The sequence below is a fragment of the Stappia sp. TSB10GB4 genome (genome assembly GCF_900185745.1).
Lineage (GTDB): Bacteria > Pseudomonadota > Alphaproteobacteria > Rhizobiales > Stappiaceae > Stappia.
Genome location: NZ_FYAV01000054.1, coordinates 156,615 through 175,704, shown reverse-complemented (window position 1 = coordinate 175,704; position 19,090 = coordinate 156,615). Strand labels below are relative to the sequence as shown.

The following is a 19,090-nucleotide window of genomic DNA, read 5'->3' as shown; positions in this document are numbered from 1 at the left end:
GTGAGCGCCTTACAGCTTGATCTCGACGTCGACACCGGCCGCGAGGTCGAGCTTCATCAGCGCGTCCACGGTCTGCGGCGTCGGATCAACGATGTCGAGGAGGCGCTTGTGAGTGCGCATCTCGAACTGATCACGGCTTTTCTTGTCGATATGCGGACCACGAAGCACGGTGTACTTCTCGATCCGCGTGGGCAGCGGCACCGGGCCGCGCACTTGTGCACCGGTCCGCTTCGCCGTGTTGACGATCTCGCGGGTCGACGCATCGAGAACTCGATGGTCGAACGCCTTGAGACGGATCCGAATGTTCTGACCGTTCATCTCTCAATCCCCGAGCGGGACGGCGGAACGGGGTATCCGTTCCGCCTTGTTGGTTACTTGATGATGGAGGCGACGACGCCGGCGCCGACGGTACGGCCGCCTTCGCGGATCGCGAAGCGCAGGCCCTCTTCCATCGCGATCGGCACGATCAGCTCGACCTCGACCGACACGTTGTCGCCCGGCATCACCATCTCCGTGCCTTCCGGCAGCGACACCACACCCGTCACGTCCGTCGTGCGGAAGTAGAACTGCGGACGGTAGTTGGTGAAGAACGGCGTGTGACGGCCACCCTCTTCCTTCGTCAGGATGTAGGCCTCGGCCTTGAACTTCGTGTGCGGCGTCACCGAACCCGGCTTGCACAGAACCTGACCACGCTCCACGTCCTCACGGCCAACGCCGCGGATCAGCGCGCCGATGTTGTCGCCGGCCTGGCCCTGGTCCAGAAGCTTGCGGAACATCTCGACGCCCGTCACCGTCGTCTTCCGGGTGTCGCGGATGCCGACGATCTCGACTTCCTCGCCAACCTTCACGATGCCGCGCTCCACGCGACCCGTCACAACAGTGCCGCGGCCCGAGATCGAGAACACGTCCTCGATCGGCATCAGGAACGGCATGTCCACCGGACGCTCCGGCGTCGGGATGTAGTCGTCGACCGCAGCCATCAGCTCGCGGATCTTCGTCTCGCCGATCGCCTCGTCGCGGCCCTCGAGAGCCGCAAGCGCCGAACCGGCAACGATCGGAATGTCGTCGCCCGGGAACTCGTAGGACGAAAGCAGCTCGCGCACTTCCATCTCCACCAGCTCGAGCAGCTCCGCATCGTCCACCTGGTCGACCTTGTTCAGGAACACCACCAGAGCCGGAACGCCGACCTGGCGGGCCAGCAGGATGTGCTCGCGGGTCTGCGGCATCGGGCCGTCGGCCGCCGAGCAGACCAGGATCGCGCCGTCCATCTGCGCCGCACCCGTGATCATGTTCTTCACGTAGTCGGCGTGACCCGGGCAGTCCACGTGAGCGTAGTGACGCGCTTCCGTCTCGTACTCGACATGCGCCGTCGAGATCGTGATGCCGCGGGCCCGCTCTTCCGGCGCCGCGTCGATCTGGTCATACGCCTTGAACTCGCCGAAAAACTTCGTGATCGCCGCCGTCAGCGTCGTCTTGCCATGGTCGACGTGGCCGATCGTGCCAATGTTCACGTGCGGCTTCGTCCGCTCAAACTTTGCTTTCGCCATCGGATTTCTCCGTACCTTGTTTATTCAGTTGATGTGGCGGTGACGGCAATCAGGCGTACTTGGCCTGAACTTCCTGCGCGACAGCCTGCGGAACCTGCTCGTAGTGGTCGAACACCATCGAGTACTGGGCACGTCCCTGCGACATCGAGCGCAGGTTGTTGACGTAGCCGAACATGTTGGCCAGCGGCACCATGGCGTTCACCGCGGTGACGACACCGCGATTCTCGGTGCCGGTGATCTGGCCACGACGGGAGTTCAGATCGCCGATGACATCGCCCATATAGTCTTCAGGCGTCACCACCTCGACCTTCATGATCGGCTCGAGCAGCTTCGGAGCGGCCTTCTGAATGGCCTCACGGAAACCGGCACGCGCCGCGATCTCGAACGCCAGGACCGAGGAGTCGACGTCATGGTAGGCACCGTCGATGAGGGTGGCCTTGATGTCGACCATCGGGAAGCCGGCCAGCGGGCCCGAGGACATGACGCTCTCGATACCCTTGGTGACGCCCGGGATGTACTCCTTCGGGACCGAACCACCCACGATCGTGCTCTGGAACGCGTAGCCGGCACCCGGGTCGTTCGGCTCGATCACCAGCTTGATGCGGGCGAACTGGCCCGTACCACCGGTCTGCTTCTTGTGGGTGTAGTCGATCTCCGCCTGGCGGGTGATCGTCTCGCGATAGGCCACCTGCGGCGCGCCGATATTGGCCTCGACCTTGAACTCGCGCTTCATGCGATCGACGATGATGTCGAGGTGAAGCTCGCCCATGCCGGCGATGATCGTCTGGCCGGATTCCTCGTCGGTCTTGACGCGGAAGGACGGATCCTCGGCGGCCAGACGGTTGAGCGCCAGACCCATCTTCTCCTGGTCGCCCTTGGTCTTCGGCTCGACGGCGATCTCGATGACCGGATCCGGGAACTCCATGCGCTCCAGGATGACCGGCTTCAGCGGGTCGCACAGCGTGTCGCCCGTGGTCGTGTCCTTCAGGCCGGCGATCGCGACGATGTCGCCCGCATAGGCGATCTCGATGTCCTCACGCGAATTCGCGTGCATCTGCATCATGCGGCCGACGCGCTCCTTCTTCTCCTTCACGGTGTTCTGGAGAGACACGCCCTTGGTCAGGACGCCGGAGTAGATGCGGCAGAAGGTCAGCGAGCCGACGAACGGATCGTTGGCGATCTTGAAAGCCAGCATGGAGAGCGGCTCTTCGTCGCTCGACTTGCGATTGGTCTCGGTCTCGGTCTTCGGGTCGATACCCTTGATCGCCGGAACGTCGACCGGGCTCGGCAGGTAGTCGACGACACCGTCGAGCAGCGGCTGCACGCCCTTGTTCTTGAAGGCCGAACCGCAGAACACCGGAACGAACTCGCTGTTCACCGTGCCCTTGCGGATGAGCGCCTTCAGACCCTCGACCGTCGGCTCCTCGCCCTCGAGATAGGCCTCCATCGCGGCCTCGTCGGCCTCGACGGCGGTCTCGATCATCAGATCGCGATACTCCTGCGCCTTGTCGGCGAGGTCCGCGGGGATGTCGATCTCGTCCCAGGCGGCGCCGAGCGACTCGTCGCGCCAGATCAGCGCCTTCATCTTGATCAGGTCGACAACACCGGCAAACTCGCTCTCGGCACCCACCGGGAGCTGCATGACGAGCGGCTTGGCACCAAGGCGCGTCTTGATCATCTCGACGCAGCGGTAGAAGTCCGCGCCAAGCTTGTCCATCTTGTTGACGAAGATCATGCGCGGGACGTGATACTTGTCCGCCTGGCGCCACACGGTCTCGGTCTGCGGCTCGACACCGGCATTGGCATCAAGCAGCGCCACCGCACCGTCGAGCACACGCAGGGAGCGCTCGACCTCGATGGTGAAGTCGACGTGACCCGGCGTATCGATGATGTTCAGCCGCTTGTTGTTCCAGAAGGCCGTCGTCGCAGCGGACGTGATCGTGATGCCACGCTCCTGCTCCTGCTCCATCCAGTCCATCGTGGCGGCGCCGTCATGGACTTCGCCGATCTTGTGGCTCTTGCCGGTGTAGAAGAGAATCCGCTCGGTCGTCGTGGTCTTGCCCGCATCGATGTGGGCCATGATGCCGAAATTGCGGTAGTCTTCGATCTTGTGAGTGCGCGACATGATGTCAGCCTCTCCGGTCCGGATTACCAGCGATAGTGCGAGAACGCGCGGTTGGCCTCAGCCATGCGGTGCGTGTCTTCGCGCTTCTTGACGGCGGAACCGCGGTTGTTCGCGGCATCCAGCAACTCGCCGGACAGACGATCGACCATCGTCGTCTCGTTGCGGTTGCGGGCTGCAGAGATCAGCCAGCGAATGGCAAGCGCCTGGCGACGGTCCGCACGGACCTCGACCGGCACCTGATAGGTGGCGCCACCGACGCGGCGGGAGCGAACCTCGACCTGCGGCATGACATTGTCGAGAGCCGCATGGAACACCTCGACCGGGTTCTGACGAACCTTGCCCTCGATAACCTCGAAAGCGCCGTAGACGATCCGTTCGGCGGCCGACTTCTTGCCGTGGTACATGATCGAATTCATGAACTTGGTGACGACGGTGTCCCCGAACTTCGGATCGGGATTGATTTCGCGCTTTTCAGCCTTGTGACGGCGTGACATGGCAGATCCTCAGACCTTGACTTTCAAAGAACCAGCCCGGGGCTGGCCTTTCTTGCGCTTACGGGAACCGTTTCCGGCCCCAACTCCGTTACGTTCCGCCTTCGGCGCAACGCGAATTTCTCACCCGTCCGCCTGAGCGAACGGAAAGGCGGGGCGACCGCTCCGGCCGGCCCCGAGGGTCCAACCGTTCGAAGATCCCGTAGCACATACGGAATCGCGCCTGTTCCCGTTGCAGAACGGGAAAGGCGCCGCCAATCGAGAGGACCACCCGCAGGCGGTCATGCTTACGATATTTTTTCGCCTCGTAATCCCAGCAGCGTTTAAGCCGGCCTGTGTCCAACGCGTGTCGCATCGAACGAAAAGCCGCTTACCGCCTGCTTTCGGGATGCGCGGAACCTACAGTCAGGCCCGCCCTGCGTCAAGTCCGCTGAGGAAGAATTTGCCAGCCCCGGACAATCCCGGCCCGCCGCGCATTTCCTGTCTCCAACACCCAAGATCGAGACACATAAGAAACCGATTTCGCCGCGTAGCGAAATAAAATGACCGAAACGCCGCCCTGGGCTCATGCACAGCGGTCCAGGGTCGGGCGAGCGACAGGTCCGCTGGCAGACCGACGCCGCCATGGCGACCCTGTCTTTACCCTTTTTCAACCCTCCAGGTCGCCAAGGGTTCGGATTCGCGCCCGGAACCGGGGGGCGAGACAGCGGAGCCGTGGCGATTCTCCCGCGCCGCCGGCGGACCTCAACCGCGATAGGCGATGACGGCAACCTCGCCCGCGAGCGCATCCTCATAGGCCTGCTCGAAGGTCGGGTCATCCGGCTCATCAAGGATGACGCCGATCTGGTCGAGGGTGGCCTCCACGAACCCCTCCCCCTTCAGCGCCTCCAGGGCGATGCGCACGGCGCTGTCCTCGTCCGCCGCCCGCAACAGGATGTTGACGGGAACTGCCGCTTCCGGCGTGCCCATGTCGGCCGCTCGCGCGTGCCCGAGGATGATGTAGACGGCCGGGGCATCCGCCTGATCGCGATAGTGTGGCGCCATCTCGCCTCTCCTTGAACCTGTCCGCAGGCCTGTTGCCGGCACGTGTCTCTGTCAGTCGCCAAAGGAAAAGGGCCGCACGATGGCGGCCCTTCCCTTCAGTCGATCCCTGAGGAGGGAGCTTACTCGCCCGCCCCCGTCAGGTCCTCCAGCATGGCGTCCGCCTGATCCGCGGTGGACGACGCCTTGCGCGCCTCCAGGATCAGATCGTCGCGGTGCTGCGCGATCTGGCGGATACGGGTCATCATGCCGCCGGTGCCGGCCGGGATCAGACGGCCGACGATGACGTTCTCCTTCAGGCCCTCCAGCTCGTCCTGCTTGCCGTTGACCGCCGCCTCGGTGAGGACGCGGGTGGTCTCCTGGAAGGACGCGGCGGAGATGAACGAGCGGGTCTGCAGGCTCGCCTTGGTGATGCCGAGCAGAACCGGCACGCCGGAGGCGGGCTTGCGCGCATCGTCGATCGCCCGCTCGTTGATATCGTCGAGATCGAGACGGTCGACATGCTCGCCGGCCAGCAGTTCCGTGTCGCCCGGATCGTTGATCTCGATCTTCTGCAGCATCTGGCGAACGATCACCTCGATGTGCTTGTCGTTGATCACCACGCCCTGCAACCGGTAGACCTCCTGGATCTCGTTGACGAGGTAGGCGGCCAGCGCCTCCACGCCGCGAATGGCCAGGATGTCGTGCGGTGCCGGGTTGCCGTCGAGAATGTACTCACCCTTCTCGATGGTGTCGCCTTCCTGCAGATGGAAGTGCTTGCCCTTCGGGATGAGGTACTCGACCGGCTCCAGGCTCTCGTCATGCGGCTCGATGATGATGCGCCGCTTGTTCTTGTAGTCGCGACCGAAGCGGATGGTGCCGTCCAGTTCCGCGATGATCGCGTGATCCTTCGGACGACGCGCCTCGAACAGTTCGGCCACACGCGGCAGACCGCCGGTGATGTCCTTGGTTCGGGCGCTCTCCATCGGGATACGCGCCAGCACGTCACCAGCCTGAACCTCGGCGCCGATCTGCACCGACAGGATCGCATCGACGGACAGCAGCGACCGGGCGTCGCCACCACGCGGCAGCTTCTTGATCGAGCCGGTGGAGTCCTTGATGACGATCGCCGGCTTCAGGTCGTTGCCGCGCTGCGACGTGCGCCAGTCCATGACGACGCGCTTGGTGATGCCGGTCGCCTCGTCGGTGGTTTCCTGCACCGACACGCCCTCGACCAGGTCCTCGGCGTCGACGACGCCATCGACCTCGGAAAGGATCGGACGGGTGTAGGGATCCCACTCGGCGATGCGCTGGCCGCGCTTGACCGCGTCGCCCTCGTCGACATGCAGCTTCGAGCCGTAGGTGATGCGATGCACCGCACGCTCGTTGCCATCGGCGTCGATGATCACCACCGCCATGTTGCGCGCCATCGCGACGAGGTTTCCGTCGGAATCGCGCACCGCGCTGCGGTTGCGGATCTTCACCGTGCCGTCGAAGTTGGACTCGATGAAGGACTGGTCCACCACCTGCGCCGTACCACCGATGTGGAAGGTACGCATGGTCAACTGGGTGCCCGGCTCGCCGATCGACTGCGCCGCGATGACGCCGACAGCCTCGCCCATGTTCACCGGCGTGCCACGCGCCAGGTCGCGGCCGTAGCAGGTCGCGCAGACGCCGCGCTTGGTCTCGCAGGTCAGCACCGAGCGGATCTTGATCATCTGGACGTTGGCGGCCTCGATGGCCTCGACGTCCTTCTCCTCGATCAAGGTGCCGCGCGGGACGATGAGCTCGCCGGTCGCATGGTTCAGCACGTCCTCGGCCGCGGTACGGCCGAGCACGCGATGACCGAGCGAAGCGATGACCTGGCCGGCATCGACGATCGCCTGGATGGTGATGCCGTTCTCCGAACCGCAATCCGTCTCCAGGATGATCGAGTCCTGCGCCACGTCGACGAGACGACGGGTCAGGTAACCCGAGTTCGCCGTCTTCAGCGCGGTGTCGGCCAGACCCTTACGGGCACCGTGCGTGGAGTTGAAGTACTCCAGCACCGACAGGCCTTCCTTGAAGTTCGAGATGATCGGCGTCTCGATGATCTCGCCCGACGGCTTGGCCATCAGGCCGCGCATGCCGGCAAGCTGCTTCATCTGCGCGGGGCTGCCACGGGCGCCGGAGTGGGACATCATGTAGATCGAATTGATCTGCTTCTGACGCCCGGTCTCCTCGTCGCGCTGGACCGCCTGAATGCGCTTCATCATCTCGTCGGCGACGCGGTCGGTGCACTTGGCCCAGGCGTCGACGACCTTGTTGTACTTCTCGCCCTGGGTGATCAGGCCGTCATTGTACTGCTGCTCGTATTCCTTCACGAGCGCCGCGGTCTCGTCCACCAGGCCGGCCTTCGTCTCCGGAATGACCATGTCGTCCTTGCCGAACGAGATGCCGGCGCGGCAGGCATGGCTGAAGCCGAGACCCATGATGCGGTCGCAGAAGATCACCGTCTCCTTCTGGCCGCAGGCACGGTACACGGCGTCGATCATGCGGCTGATGTCCTTCTTGGTCATCAGCTTGTTGCAGACGTCGTAGGGCACCTCGTGATGCAGCGGCAGGAGCTCGCCGATCAGCATGCGGCCGGGCGTGGTCTCCACGATCCGGTTGGTCAGGTTGCCTTCGGCGTCGACGGCGCGGACGCGGCCGCGGATCTTCGCGTGCAGCGTCACGGCCTTCGTCTCGAGCGCATGATGCAGCTCGCCGATATTGCCGAACACCATGCCCTCGCCCGGCTCCCCGTCGGCAATCAGCGACAGGTAGTAGAGGCCGAGAACGATGTCCTGCGACGGCACGATGATCGGCGATCCGTTGGCCGGGTGCAGGATGTTGTTGGTCGACATCATCAGCGTGCGCGCTTCGAGCTGGGCTTCCAGCGAAAGCGGCACGTGCACGGCCATCTGGTCGCCGTCGAAGTCGGCGTTGAACGCCGCGCAGACGAGCGGATGCAACTGGATGGCCTTGCCCTCGATCAGCGTCGGCTCGAAGGCCTGGATGCCGAGACGGTGCAGGGTCGGCGCGCGGTTGAGCAGCACCGGATGCTCGCGGATCACCTCGTCGAGGATATCCCAGACTTCCGGACGCTCCTTCTCCACCAGCTTCTTCGCCTGCTTCACCGTGGAGGAGAAGCCCTTGGCGTCGAGGCGCGAGTAGATGAAGGGCTTGAACAGCTCGAGCGCCATCTTCTTCGGCAGGCCGCACTGGTGGAGCTTCAGCTCCGGACCGACGGTGATCACCGAACGGCCGGAATAGTCGACGCGCTTGCCGAGCAGGTTCTGGCGGAAGCGGCCCTGCTTGCCCTTCAGCATGTCGGACAGCGACTTCAGCGGGCGCTTGTTGGCACCGGTGATGACGCGGCCGCGACGGCCGTTGTCGAACAGCGCATCGACCGACTCCTGAAGCATGCGCTTCTCGTTGCGGATGATGATGTCCGGCGCGCGCAACTCCATCAGACGCCGCAGACGATTGTTGCGGTTGATGACGCGGCGGTACAGGTCGTTGAGGTCGGAGGTCGCGAAGCGGCCGCCATCCAGCGGCACCAAGGGACGCAGGTCCGGCGGAATGACCGGGATCACGGTGAGGATCATCCACTCCGGACGGTTGCCGGAATCAATGAAGGCCTCCACGACCTTGAGACGCTTGGCGAGCTTCTTCGGCTTCAGCTCGGTGGTCGCCTCGGCGATCTCCTTGCGGATCTGGTCGCGCTCCTTCTCCAGGTCGAGCGACATCAGCATCTCGCGGATCGCTTCCGCGCCGATCATCGCAGTGAAGGCGTCCTCGCCATACTCGTCCTGGGCGCGCAGGAAGTCCTCTTCCGACAGAAGCTGGTTCTGCTTCAGCGGCGTCAGGCCCGGCTCCAGAACCACGTAGTACTCGAAGTACAGGACGCGCTCGAGATCCTTCAGCGTCATGTCGAGCAGCAGGCCGATGCGCGACGGCAGCGACTTCAGGAACCAGATATGAGCGACCGGAGCGGCCAGCTCGATATGGCCCATGCGCTCGCGGCGCACGCGGGACAGGGTGACCTCGACGTTGCACTTCTCGCAGATGACGCCCTTGTACTTCATCCGCTTGTACTTGCCGCACAGGCACTCATAGTCCTTGATCGGACCGAACACCCGGGCGCAGAACAGGCCATCCCGCTCCGGCTTGAACGTGCGGTAGTTGATCGTCTCCGGCTTTTTGATTTCGCCGTAGGACCACGACATGATCTTCTCGGGGCTAGCGATCGAGATCTTGATGTGGTCGAAGGTCTGGGCGGGAGCCTGCTGGTTGAACAGGTTCATGACCTCATGATTCATGGGCTCTCTCCTCGAATGCACGGAAGGGAAGCAGGGCCTGTGCCCTGCTCCCCGCTCCGGCAATGCGGCATCGTGTGTCTGCGGTGGTCGTCATACGCGGGAGATCACTCCGCCGCATCGACCGCCGGAACGCCCGGATCGGCGGGCAACTGTACCTTGTCTTCCCTGAGCTCGACGTTCAGTCCGAGCGAGCGCATTTCCTTCACGAGAACGTTGAAGCTCTCCGGAATGCCTGCCTCGAACGTGTCGTCGCCGCGCACGATCGCCTCGTAGACCTTGGTACGGCCCGCGACGTCGTCCGACTTGACCGTCAGCATCTCCTGCAGGGTGTAGGCGGCGCCGTAAGCTTCCAGCGCCCAGACCTCCATCTCGCCGAAGCGCTGGCCACCGAACTGCGCCTTGCCACCCAGCGGCTGCTGGGTCACGAGCGAGTACGGGCCGATCGAACGGGCATGGATCTTGTCGTCGACCAGGTGGTGGAGCTTCAGCATGTAGATGTAGCCCACGGTGACCTGGCGGTCGAACTCCTCGCCGGTACGACCGTCATAGAGGGTTGACTGGCCCGATCCCTGGTAGCCGGCCTGCTCCAGCATGCGGACGATGTCCGGCTCACGCGCACCGTCGAACACCGGGGTCGCGATCGGCACGCCGGTCTTGAGCTGCTCGGCCAGGCGGATGACGGACTCGTCATCGTAGTCCTTGACCGGTTCGCCCTTCAGGTTGTCGCCAAACACTTCGACGATCTCGCCCTTGAGCGCCTCGATCTTACCCGACCGCTTGTACTCCTCGTACAGGTCACCGATCTTCTTGCCCATGCCGGCGCAGGCCCAGCCGAGATGCGTCTCGAGGATCTGACCGACATTCATGCGGCTCGGCACGCCGAGCGGGTTCAACACGATGTCGACATGGTCGCCGTTCGCCAGAAACGGCATGTCCTCGATCGGGTTGATCTTCGACACCACGCCCTTGTTGCCGTGACGGCCGGCCATCTTGTCGCCCGGCTGGATCTTGCGCTTCACAGCGACGAAGACCTTCACCATCTTCATGACGCCCGGCGGCAGTTCGTCGCCGCGCTGCAGCTTCTCCACCTTGTCGATGAAGCGCTGCTCGAGCCGCTTGCGGCTCTCGTCGTACTGACCGCGAAGTGCCTCGACCTCGCTCATCAGCTTCTCGTCCTCGACGGCGATCTGCCACCACTGCGAGCGCGGGAACTCGTTGAGGACGTCGCCGGTAACCTCGACGTTCTTCTTGAAGTGCTTCGGGCCGGCAACGGCAACCTTGCCCAGCAGCATCTCGGCCAGGCGGCCATAGACGTTGCGGTCGAGGATCGCCTGCTCGTCGTCGCGGTCCTTGGCCAAACGCTCGATCTCCTCGCGCTCGATCGCCATCGCGCGCTCGTCCTTCTCCACGCCATGGCGGTTGAAGACGCGCACCTCGACGACGGTCCCGGTGACCCCCGGCGGCAGACGCAGCGACGTGTCGCGCACGTCGGAGGCCTTCTCGCCGAAGATGGCGCGCAGAAGCTTCTCTTCCGGCGTCATCGGGCTCTCGCCCTTCGGCGTGATCTTGCCGACCAGGATGTCGCCCGGCTTCAGCTCGGCACCGATATAGACGATACCGGCCTCGTCGAGATTCTTCAGCGCCTCTTCCGAGACGTTGGGAATGTCGCGGGTGATCTCCTCCGGCCCGAGCTTCGTGTCACGCGCCATCACCTCGAATTCCTCGATGTGGATGGAGGTGAACACGTCGTCGCGCACGATCCGCTCCGAAAGCAGGATCGAGTCCTCGAAGTTGTAGCCGTTCCACGGCATGAACGCGACGCGCACGTTGCGGCCGAGCGCCAGGTCGCCCAGGTCGGTCGACGGACCATCGGCGATGATGTCGCCCTTGGTGATCACGTCGCCCACCCGCACCAGCGGACGCTGGTTGATGCAGGTGTTCTGGTTGGACCGCTGGAACTTCATGAGCTGGTAGATGTCGACGCCCGACTTGGACGGATCGAGATCCTCCGTCGCCCGGATGACGATACGGGTCGCATCCACCTGGTCGACGACGCCCGACCGGCGCGCGGCGATCGCCGCACCCGAGTCGCGGGCGACGACCGGCTCCATGCCGGTGCCGACGAACGGCGCCTCGGCGCGCACCAGCGGCACGGCCTGACGCATCATGTTCGAGCCCATCAGCGCGCGGTTGGCGTCGTCATTCTCCAGGAAGGGAATGAGCGAGGCGGCAACCGACACCAACTGCTTCGGCGACACGTCCATGAACTCGACGCGCTCGGGCGGCAGCAGCATGTTCTCGCCGGCATGGCGGCAGGTGATCAGGTCGGAGACGAAACGCCCGTCCTCGTCGATCTCGGCATTGGCCTGGGCGATGTGATACTTCGCCTCTTCCATGGCCGACAGATAGACGGTTTCGGCCGTGACCTGGCCGTCCTTCACCTTGCGATACGGGCTCTCGATGAAGCCGTACTTGTTGATGCGGGCGAAGGTCGCGAGCGAGTTGATCAGACCGATATTCGGGCCTTCCGGCGTTTCGATCGGGCAGATACGGCCGTAATGGGTCGGGTGCACGTCGCGCACCTCGAACCCGGCGCGCTCGCGCGTCAGGCCGCCCGGGCCAAGCGCCGAGAGGCGACGCTTGTGCGTGACCTCGGACAGCGGGTTGGTCTGGTCCATGAACTGCGACAACTGCGAGGAACCGAAGAACTCGCGCACGGCGGCAGCCGCCGGCTTGGCGTTGATCAGGTCCTGCGGCATGACGGTGTCGATCTCGACCGACGACATGCGCTCCTTGATGGCCCGCTCCATACGCAGCAGGCCGACGCGATACTGGTTCTCCATCAGCTCGCCGACCGAACGCACGCGGCGATTGCCGAGATTGTCGATGTCGTCGATCTCGCCGCGGCCGTCGCGCAGCTCCAGCAGCTCGCGGATCACCGCAAGGATATCCTCCTTGCGCAGCGTGCGGACGGTGTCCTCGCACTGCAGGTCGAGACGCATGTTCATCTTCACGCGGCCGACGGCCGAGAGGTCATAGCGCTCCGCATCGAAGAACAACGACGCGAACATCGCCTCCGCAGTCTCGACGGTGGGCGGCTCGCCGGGACGCATCACGCGGTAGATGTCGAACAGCGCGTCCTCGCGCGTCTCGTTCTTGTCGACGGCGAGCGTGTTGCGGATATAGGCACCGGTCGTCACGTGATCGATGTCGAGCACGGCAATCTCGTGATAGCCGCGGTCGACCAACTCGCCGAGGATCTTCTCGTTGAGTTCGTCGCCGGCTTCGGCGTAGATCTCGCCGGTGGACGGGTCGACCATGTCCTCGGCCAGATACTGGCCGTGCAGGTCCTCGTCCATCACCTTCAGGGCGGTCACGCCCTTGTCGGCCAACTGGCGCACGGTCCGGGCGGTGATCTTGCGGCCGGCCTCGACCACGATCTCGCCGCTGTCGGCGTCGATCAGGTTGAAGAACGCCTTGGTGCCCTTCAGGCGATCGCCGTCAAACGCAACGCGCCAGGAGCCCGGCTCGTCGCGGGTGTACTCGATCCGCTTGTAGAAGGTGTTGAGGATCTCCTCGCCGTCGAGGCCGAGGGCCTTCAGCAGCGACGTGACCGGAATCTTGCGGCGGCGATCGATGCGCGCATGCACGATGTCCTTGGCATCGAACTCGATGTCGAGCCAGGACCCGCGATACGGGATGATGCGCGCGGCGAACAGCAGCTTGCCCGAGGAGTGGGTCTTGCCCTTGTCATGGTCGAAGAACACGCCGGGGCTGCGGTGCATCTGCGAGACGATGACGCGCTCGGTGCCGTTGACGACAAAGGTGCCGTTGTCCGTCATGAAGGGCATGTCGCCCATGTAGACGTCCTGCTCCTTGATGTCCTTGACGGACTTCGCGCCGGTGTCCTCGTCGACATCGAACACGATCAGGCGCAGGGTGACCTTCAGCGGAGCGGCAAAGGTCATGCCGCGCTGACGACACTCCTCCACGTCATACTTCGGCGCCTCGAATTCGTAGGACACGAATTCGAGCAGCGCCGTGCCCGCGAAATCCGAGATCGGAAAGACGGAGCGGAACACCGCCTCCAGTCCCTCGTCGCCTCGCCCGGCCTCGGGCTTGTCGACTTGCAGGAACTGGTCGTAGGACGCCTTCTGGACCTCGATGAGATTGGGCATCGCGGCGACTTCGCGGATCGATCCGTAGACCTTGCGGACCCGCTTGCGACCGTTGAACGTGTGCGCCATTGTCGCTCCTCGTTTCGATCTGGTACGGCTCTCCGAAAAGCCGGTTCCGGCTCAACCGTCAGCATGGCAGCCACGCTTTCGGCCCTTCGGACAGCCGCCCCTTTTTAGGGACTGATACCCCGGTCAGGATGTCCCGCCGGGGTTCGACAGACTTACACTCCCGGCGCGCGAACCGCGCCGGGAGTGTCCAGGCATAAGCCCGATTACTTCAGCTCGACCTTGGCGCCAGCCTCTTCGAGCTTCTTCTTCAGCTCTTCGGCCTCGGCCTTGGAGACGGCCTCCTTGACGGTCTTCGGAGCGCCCTCGACCAGGTCCTTGGCCTCCTTCAGGCCGAGACCGGTGATCGCGCGCACTTCCTTGATGACGTTGATCTTCTTGTCGCCGGCGTCGGCCAGGACAACGTCGAACTCCGTCTTCTCTTCCTCGGCCGGAGCGGCAGCAGCGCCACCGGCGACAGCCGCGACGGCGACCGGAGCAGCGGCGGACACGCCCCACTTCTCCTCAAGCATCTTCGAAAGCTCCGCGGCCTCCATGACGGTGAGCGCGGACAGTTCCTCAACGATCTTCTCGAGATCAGCCATTTTCGTAAGTCCCTATGGTTCGAACCGTGATCGGTTTCGACAGTGTGATTGTGGTCCGCCTTATGCGGCTTCGTCCTTCTTGGCATACGCGCCGAAGACGCGGGCGAGCTGCCCGGCCGGAGCGTTGACAACCTGGGCGATACGGGAAGCGGGGGTCTGGATCATGCCCACCAGCTTCGCGCGCAGCTCGTCGAGCGACGGCATCTCGGCAAGCGCCTTGACCCCGTCCGCATTCAGGTTGGTCGTGCCGAGCGCGCCACCCAGAACAACCAGGTTGTTCGAGGTCTTGGCGAAAGCCACCGTGGCCTTGGCGGCGGCGACCGGATCGTCCGAATAGGCGATGACGGTCGGGCCGGCAAACAGGCCGGAGATGTGCTCGAGCTCGGTGCCTTGAAGGGCAAGCTTCACAAGACGGTTCTTGGCGACCTTGACCGAACCTCCGGCGGCACGGACCTGCGACCGGAAGGCCGTCATTTCCGCAACCGAAAGGCCGGCGTAGTGCGCAACGACGACAACGCCGGTGTTCTTCAACACCTCGTTGAACGACGCGACGAACTCTCGCTTCTCCGCTCTTTCCACTTGCCTACTCCATTTGGCGGCTTGCGCCGCCGGTTTGTCTCTGCCGCCCCTCGGCGGTGCCTTGCGGAACCACCGGTGGACAACACCGAGGATCCTGCCCCCTCGCGAGCCATGACGGCGCGGCAAGGACAAACGGTTCGAACCGGCGGCTAGGCCGTGATTTCGGTTCGCACCCGTCTATGCAGGCCCGTTGGGCTTAAACGATCAGGGCAAAAGCCAGGATCGCACCTGCAGTCTCGGACAGGACACCTGCCGTCTCCGGCAGGCGATCCGCCCGACGGTCACGCCGGACGGAATTCTTGTGATACGGCGCGTCACGCGCGCCGCGGACCCGTGGGTCAGGCGGTCACCGTCGAGACATCGACCTTCAGGCCCGGACCCATGGTCGAGCTGATGGCGACGCGCTTCAGATAGGTGCCCTTGGCACCCGACGGCTTGGCCTTGACCACCGCATCGACGATCGCCTTGATATTCTCGCTCAGCTTGTCGGCCTCGAACGAGGTCTTGCCGACGCCGGCGTGAATGATACCGGCCTTCTCGACGCGGAACTGCACGGCGCCGCCCTTGGCGTCACGCACGGCCGAAGCGACGTCCGGGGTCACGGTGCCGACCTTCGGGTTCGGCATCAGACCGCGCGGGCCGAGCACCTTGCCGAGACGACCGACCAGCGGCATCATGTCCGGCGTGGCGATGCAGCGATCGAAATCGATCTTGCCGCCCTGAACCTCGTTGACCAGTTCCTCGGCGCCGACGATGTCCGCGCCCGCCGCCTTGGCCTCATCGGCCTTGTCGCCACGCGCGAAGACCGCGACGCGAACCGTCTTGCCCGTGCCGTTCGGCAGCACGCAGACGCCGCGAACCATCTGGTCGGCGTGACGCGGGTCAACGCCGAGGTTGATGGCGATCTCGACGGACTCGTCGAACTTGGCGGTAGCCCGTTCCTTGACCAGCGCCAGCGCCTCGTCGAGGGCATAGAGCTTGTTGCGGTCGACGCCCTCGCGGGCAGACTTGATGCGCTTTCCAACCTTCGCCATCGTCTTACTCCGTGACCTCGAGACCCATCGACCGCGCCGAACCTTCGACCATCAGCATCGCTGCATCGATGTCGTTCGCGTTCAGGTCCTTCATCTTCGCTTCCGCGATCTCGCGGACCTGGTCACGGGTGACCTTGCCGACGAACCCGCCCTTGCCCGGCGTCTTCGATCCGGACTTCAGGCCGGAGGCCTTCTTCAGGAAGAAGCTGACCGGAGCCGTCTTCACCACGAAGGTGAAGGAGCGGTCGGAGTAATAGGTGATGACCACCGGGCAGGGAGCGCCCTTCTCGATATCCTGGGTCTGCGCGTTGAACGCCTTGCAGAACTCCATGATATTGAGGCCACGCTGACCGAGCGCCGGACCGATCGGCGGCGACGGGGTCGCGGAGCCGGCCGGCACCTGCAGCTTGATGTAACCTTCGATTTTCTTCGCCATTCGTCTCTCCAACTGGCGCTGCCGGATGTCCGGCGTCTTCAGATCAGGTGGTGCGGCCGTCATGCGTCCGGCGAAGGGATCGCATCAGGTCTCCCACCAGGGAGCGGGGATCTGCCCCGTCTGTCCGCCCAGGACGGACACCGGCGACGGATCGCCGGGCTTGCCGAACCGCCGGACAGGCCGGCGGACGCGACAAACGGCCCGGAATGCCGAACGGCAAACCCCGGACCGAAAAACTCAGAGCTTCTCGACCTGTCCGTATTCCAGCTCGACCGGAGTCGCGCGGCCGAAGATCGACACCGCGACCTTGAGCCGGGCGCGCTCGTCGTCCACTTCCTCGACGAGGCCGGAGAACGAGGCAAAGGGGCCGTCCGACACCCTGACCTGCTCGCCGATCTCGAAGCTGACGGACGGCTTCGGCCGGTCGACGCCCTCCTGCACTTGGTGCAGGATCCGCATCGCCTCGGAATCCGAGATCGGAACCGGCTTCTGATCGGCGCCGAGGAATCCCGTGACCTTCGGCGTGTTCTTGATCAGGTGGAACGCCTCGTTGGTCATCTCCATCTTGACCAGGACGTAGCCGGGAAAGAACTTGCGCTCCGCATCGACCTTGCGGCCACGCCGCACCTCGACGACCTTCTCAGTCGGAACGAGAATCTCCTCGAAGAGATCCTCAAGCCCCTGCTGCTGCGCCTTTTCCCGAATCGCATCCGCCACCTTCTTCTCGAAATTCGAGTAGGCGTGGACGATATACCAACGCTTGGCCATAATCCCTCAAGCCGATTGTGTACCAGGTCCGCTCAGTTGCCGAGACCCAGGAGCAAGCCGATGCCCTGACCCATCAGCCAGTCGGCGAGCAAAAAGAAGATGGCGGCGAGGAAGACCATGATGAACACCATGACGGTGGTCACTGCGGTTTCCCTGCGCGTAGGCCACGTCACCTTCGACGTTTCCTTGCGAACTTCGTCGATAAACGTGAAAGGATTCGATTTCGCCATTCAACTGCCGGTCTTTTCACGACGCACAGGCGCGCGGAATCATCCACGCGCCTTGGTCGAAAGCCCTAATTAAGGCCTAACGGCCCGTCGATCAAGAGCAAAGGTGGCAGGGGCGGAGGGACTCGAACCCCCGGCCCTCGGTTTTGGAGACCGATGCTCTACCAACTGAGCTACACCCCTAGACCTTTCGCGACCTGACTTAGATAACTTTCCCCGCCGCTTCAAGCGTGAAATGCACCTTGCGGCAAATAATTCACATCCTTGCGGTTTTTCCGGGCGCCCGCCGGCCTGGAACCCCGAAAACGGCAAAGGGCGCCGCCCGGAGGCGACGCCCTTGAACCGTCTGGCAGGGAACGGGGTATCCGTTCCGCCTTGTTGGTTACTTGATGATGGAGGCGACGACGCCGGCGCCGACGGTACGGCCGCCTTCGCGGATCGCGAAGCGCAGGCCCTCTTCCATCGCGATCGGCACGATCAGCTCGACCTCGACCGACACGTTGTCGCCCGGCATCACCATCTCCGTGCCTTCCGGCAGCGACACCACACCCGTAACGTCCGTCGTGCGGAAGTAGAACTGCGGACGGTAGTTGGTGAAGAACGGCGTGTGACGGCCACCCTCTTCCTTCGTCAGGATGTAGGCCTCGGCCTTGAACTTCGTGTGCGGCGTCACCGAACCCGGCTTGCACAGAACCTGACCACGCTCCACGTCCTCACGGCCAACGCCGCGGATCAGCGCGCCGATGTTGTCGCCGGCCTGGCCCTGGTCCAGAAGCTTGCGGAACATCTCGACGCCCGTCACCGTCGTCTTCCGGGTGTCGCGGATGCCGACGATCTCGACTTCCTCGCCAACCTTCACGATGCCGCGCTCCACGCGACCCGTCACAACAGTGCCGCGGCCCGAGATCGAGAACACGTCCTCGATCGGCATCAGGAACGGCATGTCCACCGGACGCTCCGGCGTCGGGATGTAGTCGTCGACCGCAGCCATCAGCTCGCGGATCTTCGTCTCGCCGATCGCCTCGTCGCGGCCCTCGAGAGCCGCAAGCGCCGAACCGGCAACGATCGGAATGTCGTCGCCCGGGAACTCGTAGGACGAAAGCAGCTCGCGCACTTCCATCTCGACCAGCTCGAGCAGCTCGGCATCGTCCACCTGGTCGACCTTGTTCAGGAACACCACCAGAGCCGGAACGCCGACCTGGCGGGCCAGCAGGATGTGCTCGCGGGTCTGCGGCATCGGGCCGTCGGCCGCCGAGCACACCAGGATCGCGCCGTCCATCTGCGCCGCACCCGTGATCATGTTCTTCACGTAGTCGGCGTGACCCGGGCAGTCCACGTGAGCGTAGTGACGCGCTTCCGTCTCGTACTCAACGTGAGCCGTCGAGATCGTGATGCCGCGGGCCCGCTCTTCCGGCGCCGCGTCGATCTGGTCATACGCCTTGAACTCGCCGAAAAACTTCGTGATCGCCGCCGTCAGCGTCGTCTTGCCATGGTCGACGTGGCCGATCGTGCCAATGTTCACGTGCGGCTTCGTCCGCTCAAACTTTGCTTTCGCCATCGGCGTCGCTCTCTGTTAACTTGCGGTTAAGTCCATCATTTCGATCAAGACCCGACCGCCCCAGGGCGGTGGATGCTAAGCAGGGCATGCGCGTTTGTCGTAAAGCCTGGTCAGGAGCAGCAGCGTCACTCGAA

At 64.0% G+C, this 19,090-nt stretch carries 14 protein-coding genes and 1 tRNA gene; all 15 read right to left on the bottom strand.

Features of this window, described 5'->3' with window-relative positions:
- Positions 1-9: 9 nt before the first annotated feature.
- The 15 genes from rpsJ to tuf (TSB10GB4_RS14410) all read right to left on the bottom strand — a co-directional run bounded on the left by rpsJ (position 10) and on the right by tuf (TSB10GB4_RS14410) (position 18,956).
- On the bottom strand, positions 10-318 hold the full coding sequence (gene rpsJ / locus TSB10GB4_RS14480; protein ID WP_067216522.1) for a 30S ribosomal protein S10: 309 nt from the start codon (positions 316-318) through the stop codon (positions 10-12).
- A gap of 53 nt (positions 319-371) precedes the next feature.
- Positions 372-1,547, bottom strand: coding sequence for an elongation factor Tu (gene tuf / locus TSB10GB4_RS14475; RefSeq protein WP_186386438.1), 1,176 nt, complete (start codon positions 1,545-1,547; stop codon positions 372-374).
- Between the two features lie 49 nt (positions 1,548-1,596).
- A complete protein-coding gene (gene fusA / locus TSB10GB4_RS14470) occupies positions 1,597-3,672 on the bottom strand; it encodes an elongation factor G (protein WP_186396291.1) in 2,076 nt (691 codons plus the stop codon).
- Positions 3,673-3,695: 23 nt separating this feature from the next.
- Positions 3,696-4,166 (bottom strand): 30S ribosomal protein S7, encoded by a 471-nt coding sequence (gene rpsG, locus TSB10GB4_RS14465; protein ID WP_186386447.1) that lies wholly within the window; start codon positions 4,164-4,166, stop codon positions 3,696-3,698.
- Positions 4,167-4,907: 741 nt separating this feature from the next.
- Positions 4,908-5,207 (bottom strand): regulator, encoded by a 300-nt coding sequence (locus TSB10GB4_RS14460; protein ID WP_186386446.1) that lies wholly within the window; start codon positions 5,205-5,207, stop codon positions 4,908-4,910.
- A gap of 119 nt (positions 5,208-5,326) precedes the next feature.
- On the bottom strand, positions 5,327-9,526 hold the full coding sequence (gene rpoC / locus TSB10GB4_RS14455) for a DNA-directed RNA polymerase subunit beta' (protein ID WP_186396290.1): 4,200 nt from the start codon (positions 9,524-9,526) through the stop codon (positions 5,327-5,329).
- 104 nt (positions 9,527-9,630) lie between these two features.
- A complete protein-coding gene (gene rpoB, locus TSB10GB4_RS14450) occupies positions 9,631-13,773 on the bottom strand; it encodes a DNA-directed RNA polymerase subunit beta (RefSeq protein WP_186396289.1) in 4,143 nt (1,380 codons plus the stop codon).
- Between the two features lie 203 nt (positions 13,774-13,976).
- The gene (gene rplL / locus TSB10GB4_RS14445; RefSeq protein ID WP_186386443.1) at positions 13,977-14,354 is read right to left on the bottom strand and encodes a 50S ribosomal protein L7/L12; all 378 of its coding nucleotides are present in this window, start codon (positions 14,352-14,354) and stop codon (positions 13,977-13,979) included.
- Between the two features lie 60 nt (positions 14,355-14,414).
- Positions 14,415-14,933, bottom strand: coding sequence for a 50S ribosomal protein L10 (gene rplJ / locus TSB10GB4_RS14440; protein WP_186386442.1), 519 nt, complete (start codon positions 14,931-14,933; stop codon positions 14,415-14,417).
- 338 nt (positions 14,934-15,271) lie between these two features.
- A complete protein-coding gene (gene rplA / locus TSB10GB4_RS14435) occupies positions 15,272-15,967 on the bottom strand; it encodes a 50S ribosomal protein L1 (protein WP_186386441.1) in 696 nt (231 codons plus the stop codon).
- 4 nt (positions 15,968-15,971) lie between these two features.
- A complete protein-coding gene (rplK, locus tag TSB10GB4_RS14430) occupies positions 15,972-16,403 on the bottom strand; it encodes a 50S ribosomal protein L11 (protein WP_186386440.1) in 432 nt (143 codons plus the stop codon).
- 237 nt (positions 16,404-16,640) lie between these two features.
- On the bottom strand, positions 16,641-17,171 hold the full coding sequence (gene nusG / locus TSB10GB4_RS14425; RefSeq protein WP_186386439.1) for a transcription termination/antitermination protein NusG: 531 nt from the start codon (positions 17,169-17,171) through the stop codon (positions 16,641-16,643).
- 32 nt (positions 17,172-17,203) lie between these two features.
- On the bottom strand, positions 17,204-17,401 hold the full coding sequence (secE, locus tag TSB10GB4_RS14420) for a preprotein translocase subunit SecE (RefSeq protein WP_067216551.1): 198 nt from the start codon (positions 17,399-17,401) through the stop codon (positions 17,204-17,206).
- A 104-nt stretch (positions 17,402-17,505) separates the two neighbouring features.
- Positions 17,506-17,581 (bottom strand) — tRNA-Trp (locus tag TSB10GB4_RS14415).
- 199 nt (positions 17,582-17,780) lie between these two features.
- Positions 17,781-18,956 (bottom strand): elongation factor Tu, encoded by a 1,176-nt coding sequence (gene tuf / locus TSB10GB4_RS14410; protein WP_186386438.1) that lies wholly within the window; start codon positions 18,954-18,956, stop codon positions 17,781-17,783.
- Between the last annotated feature and the right edge of the window lie 134 nt (positions 18,957-19,090).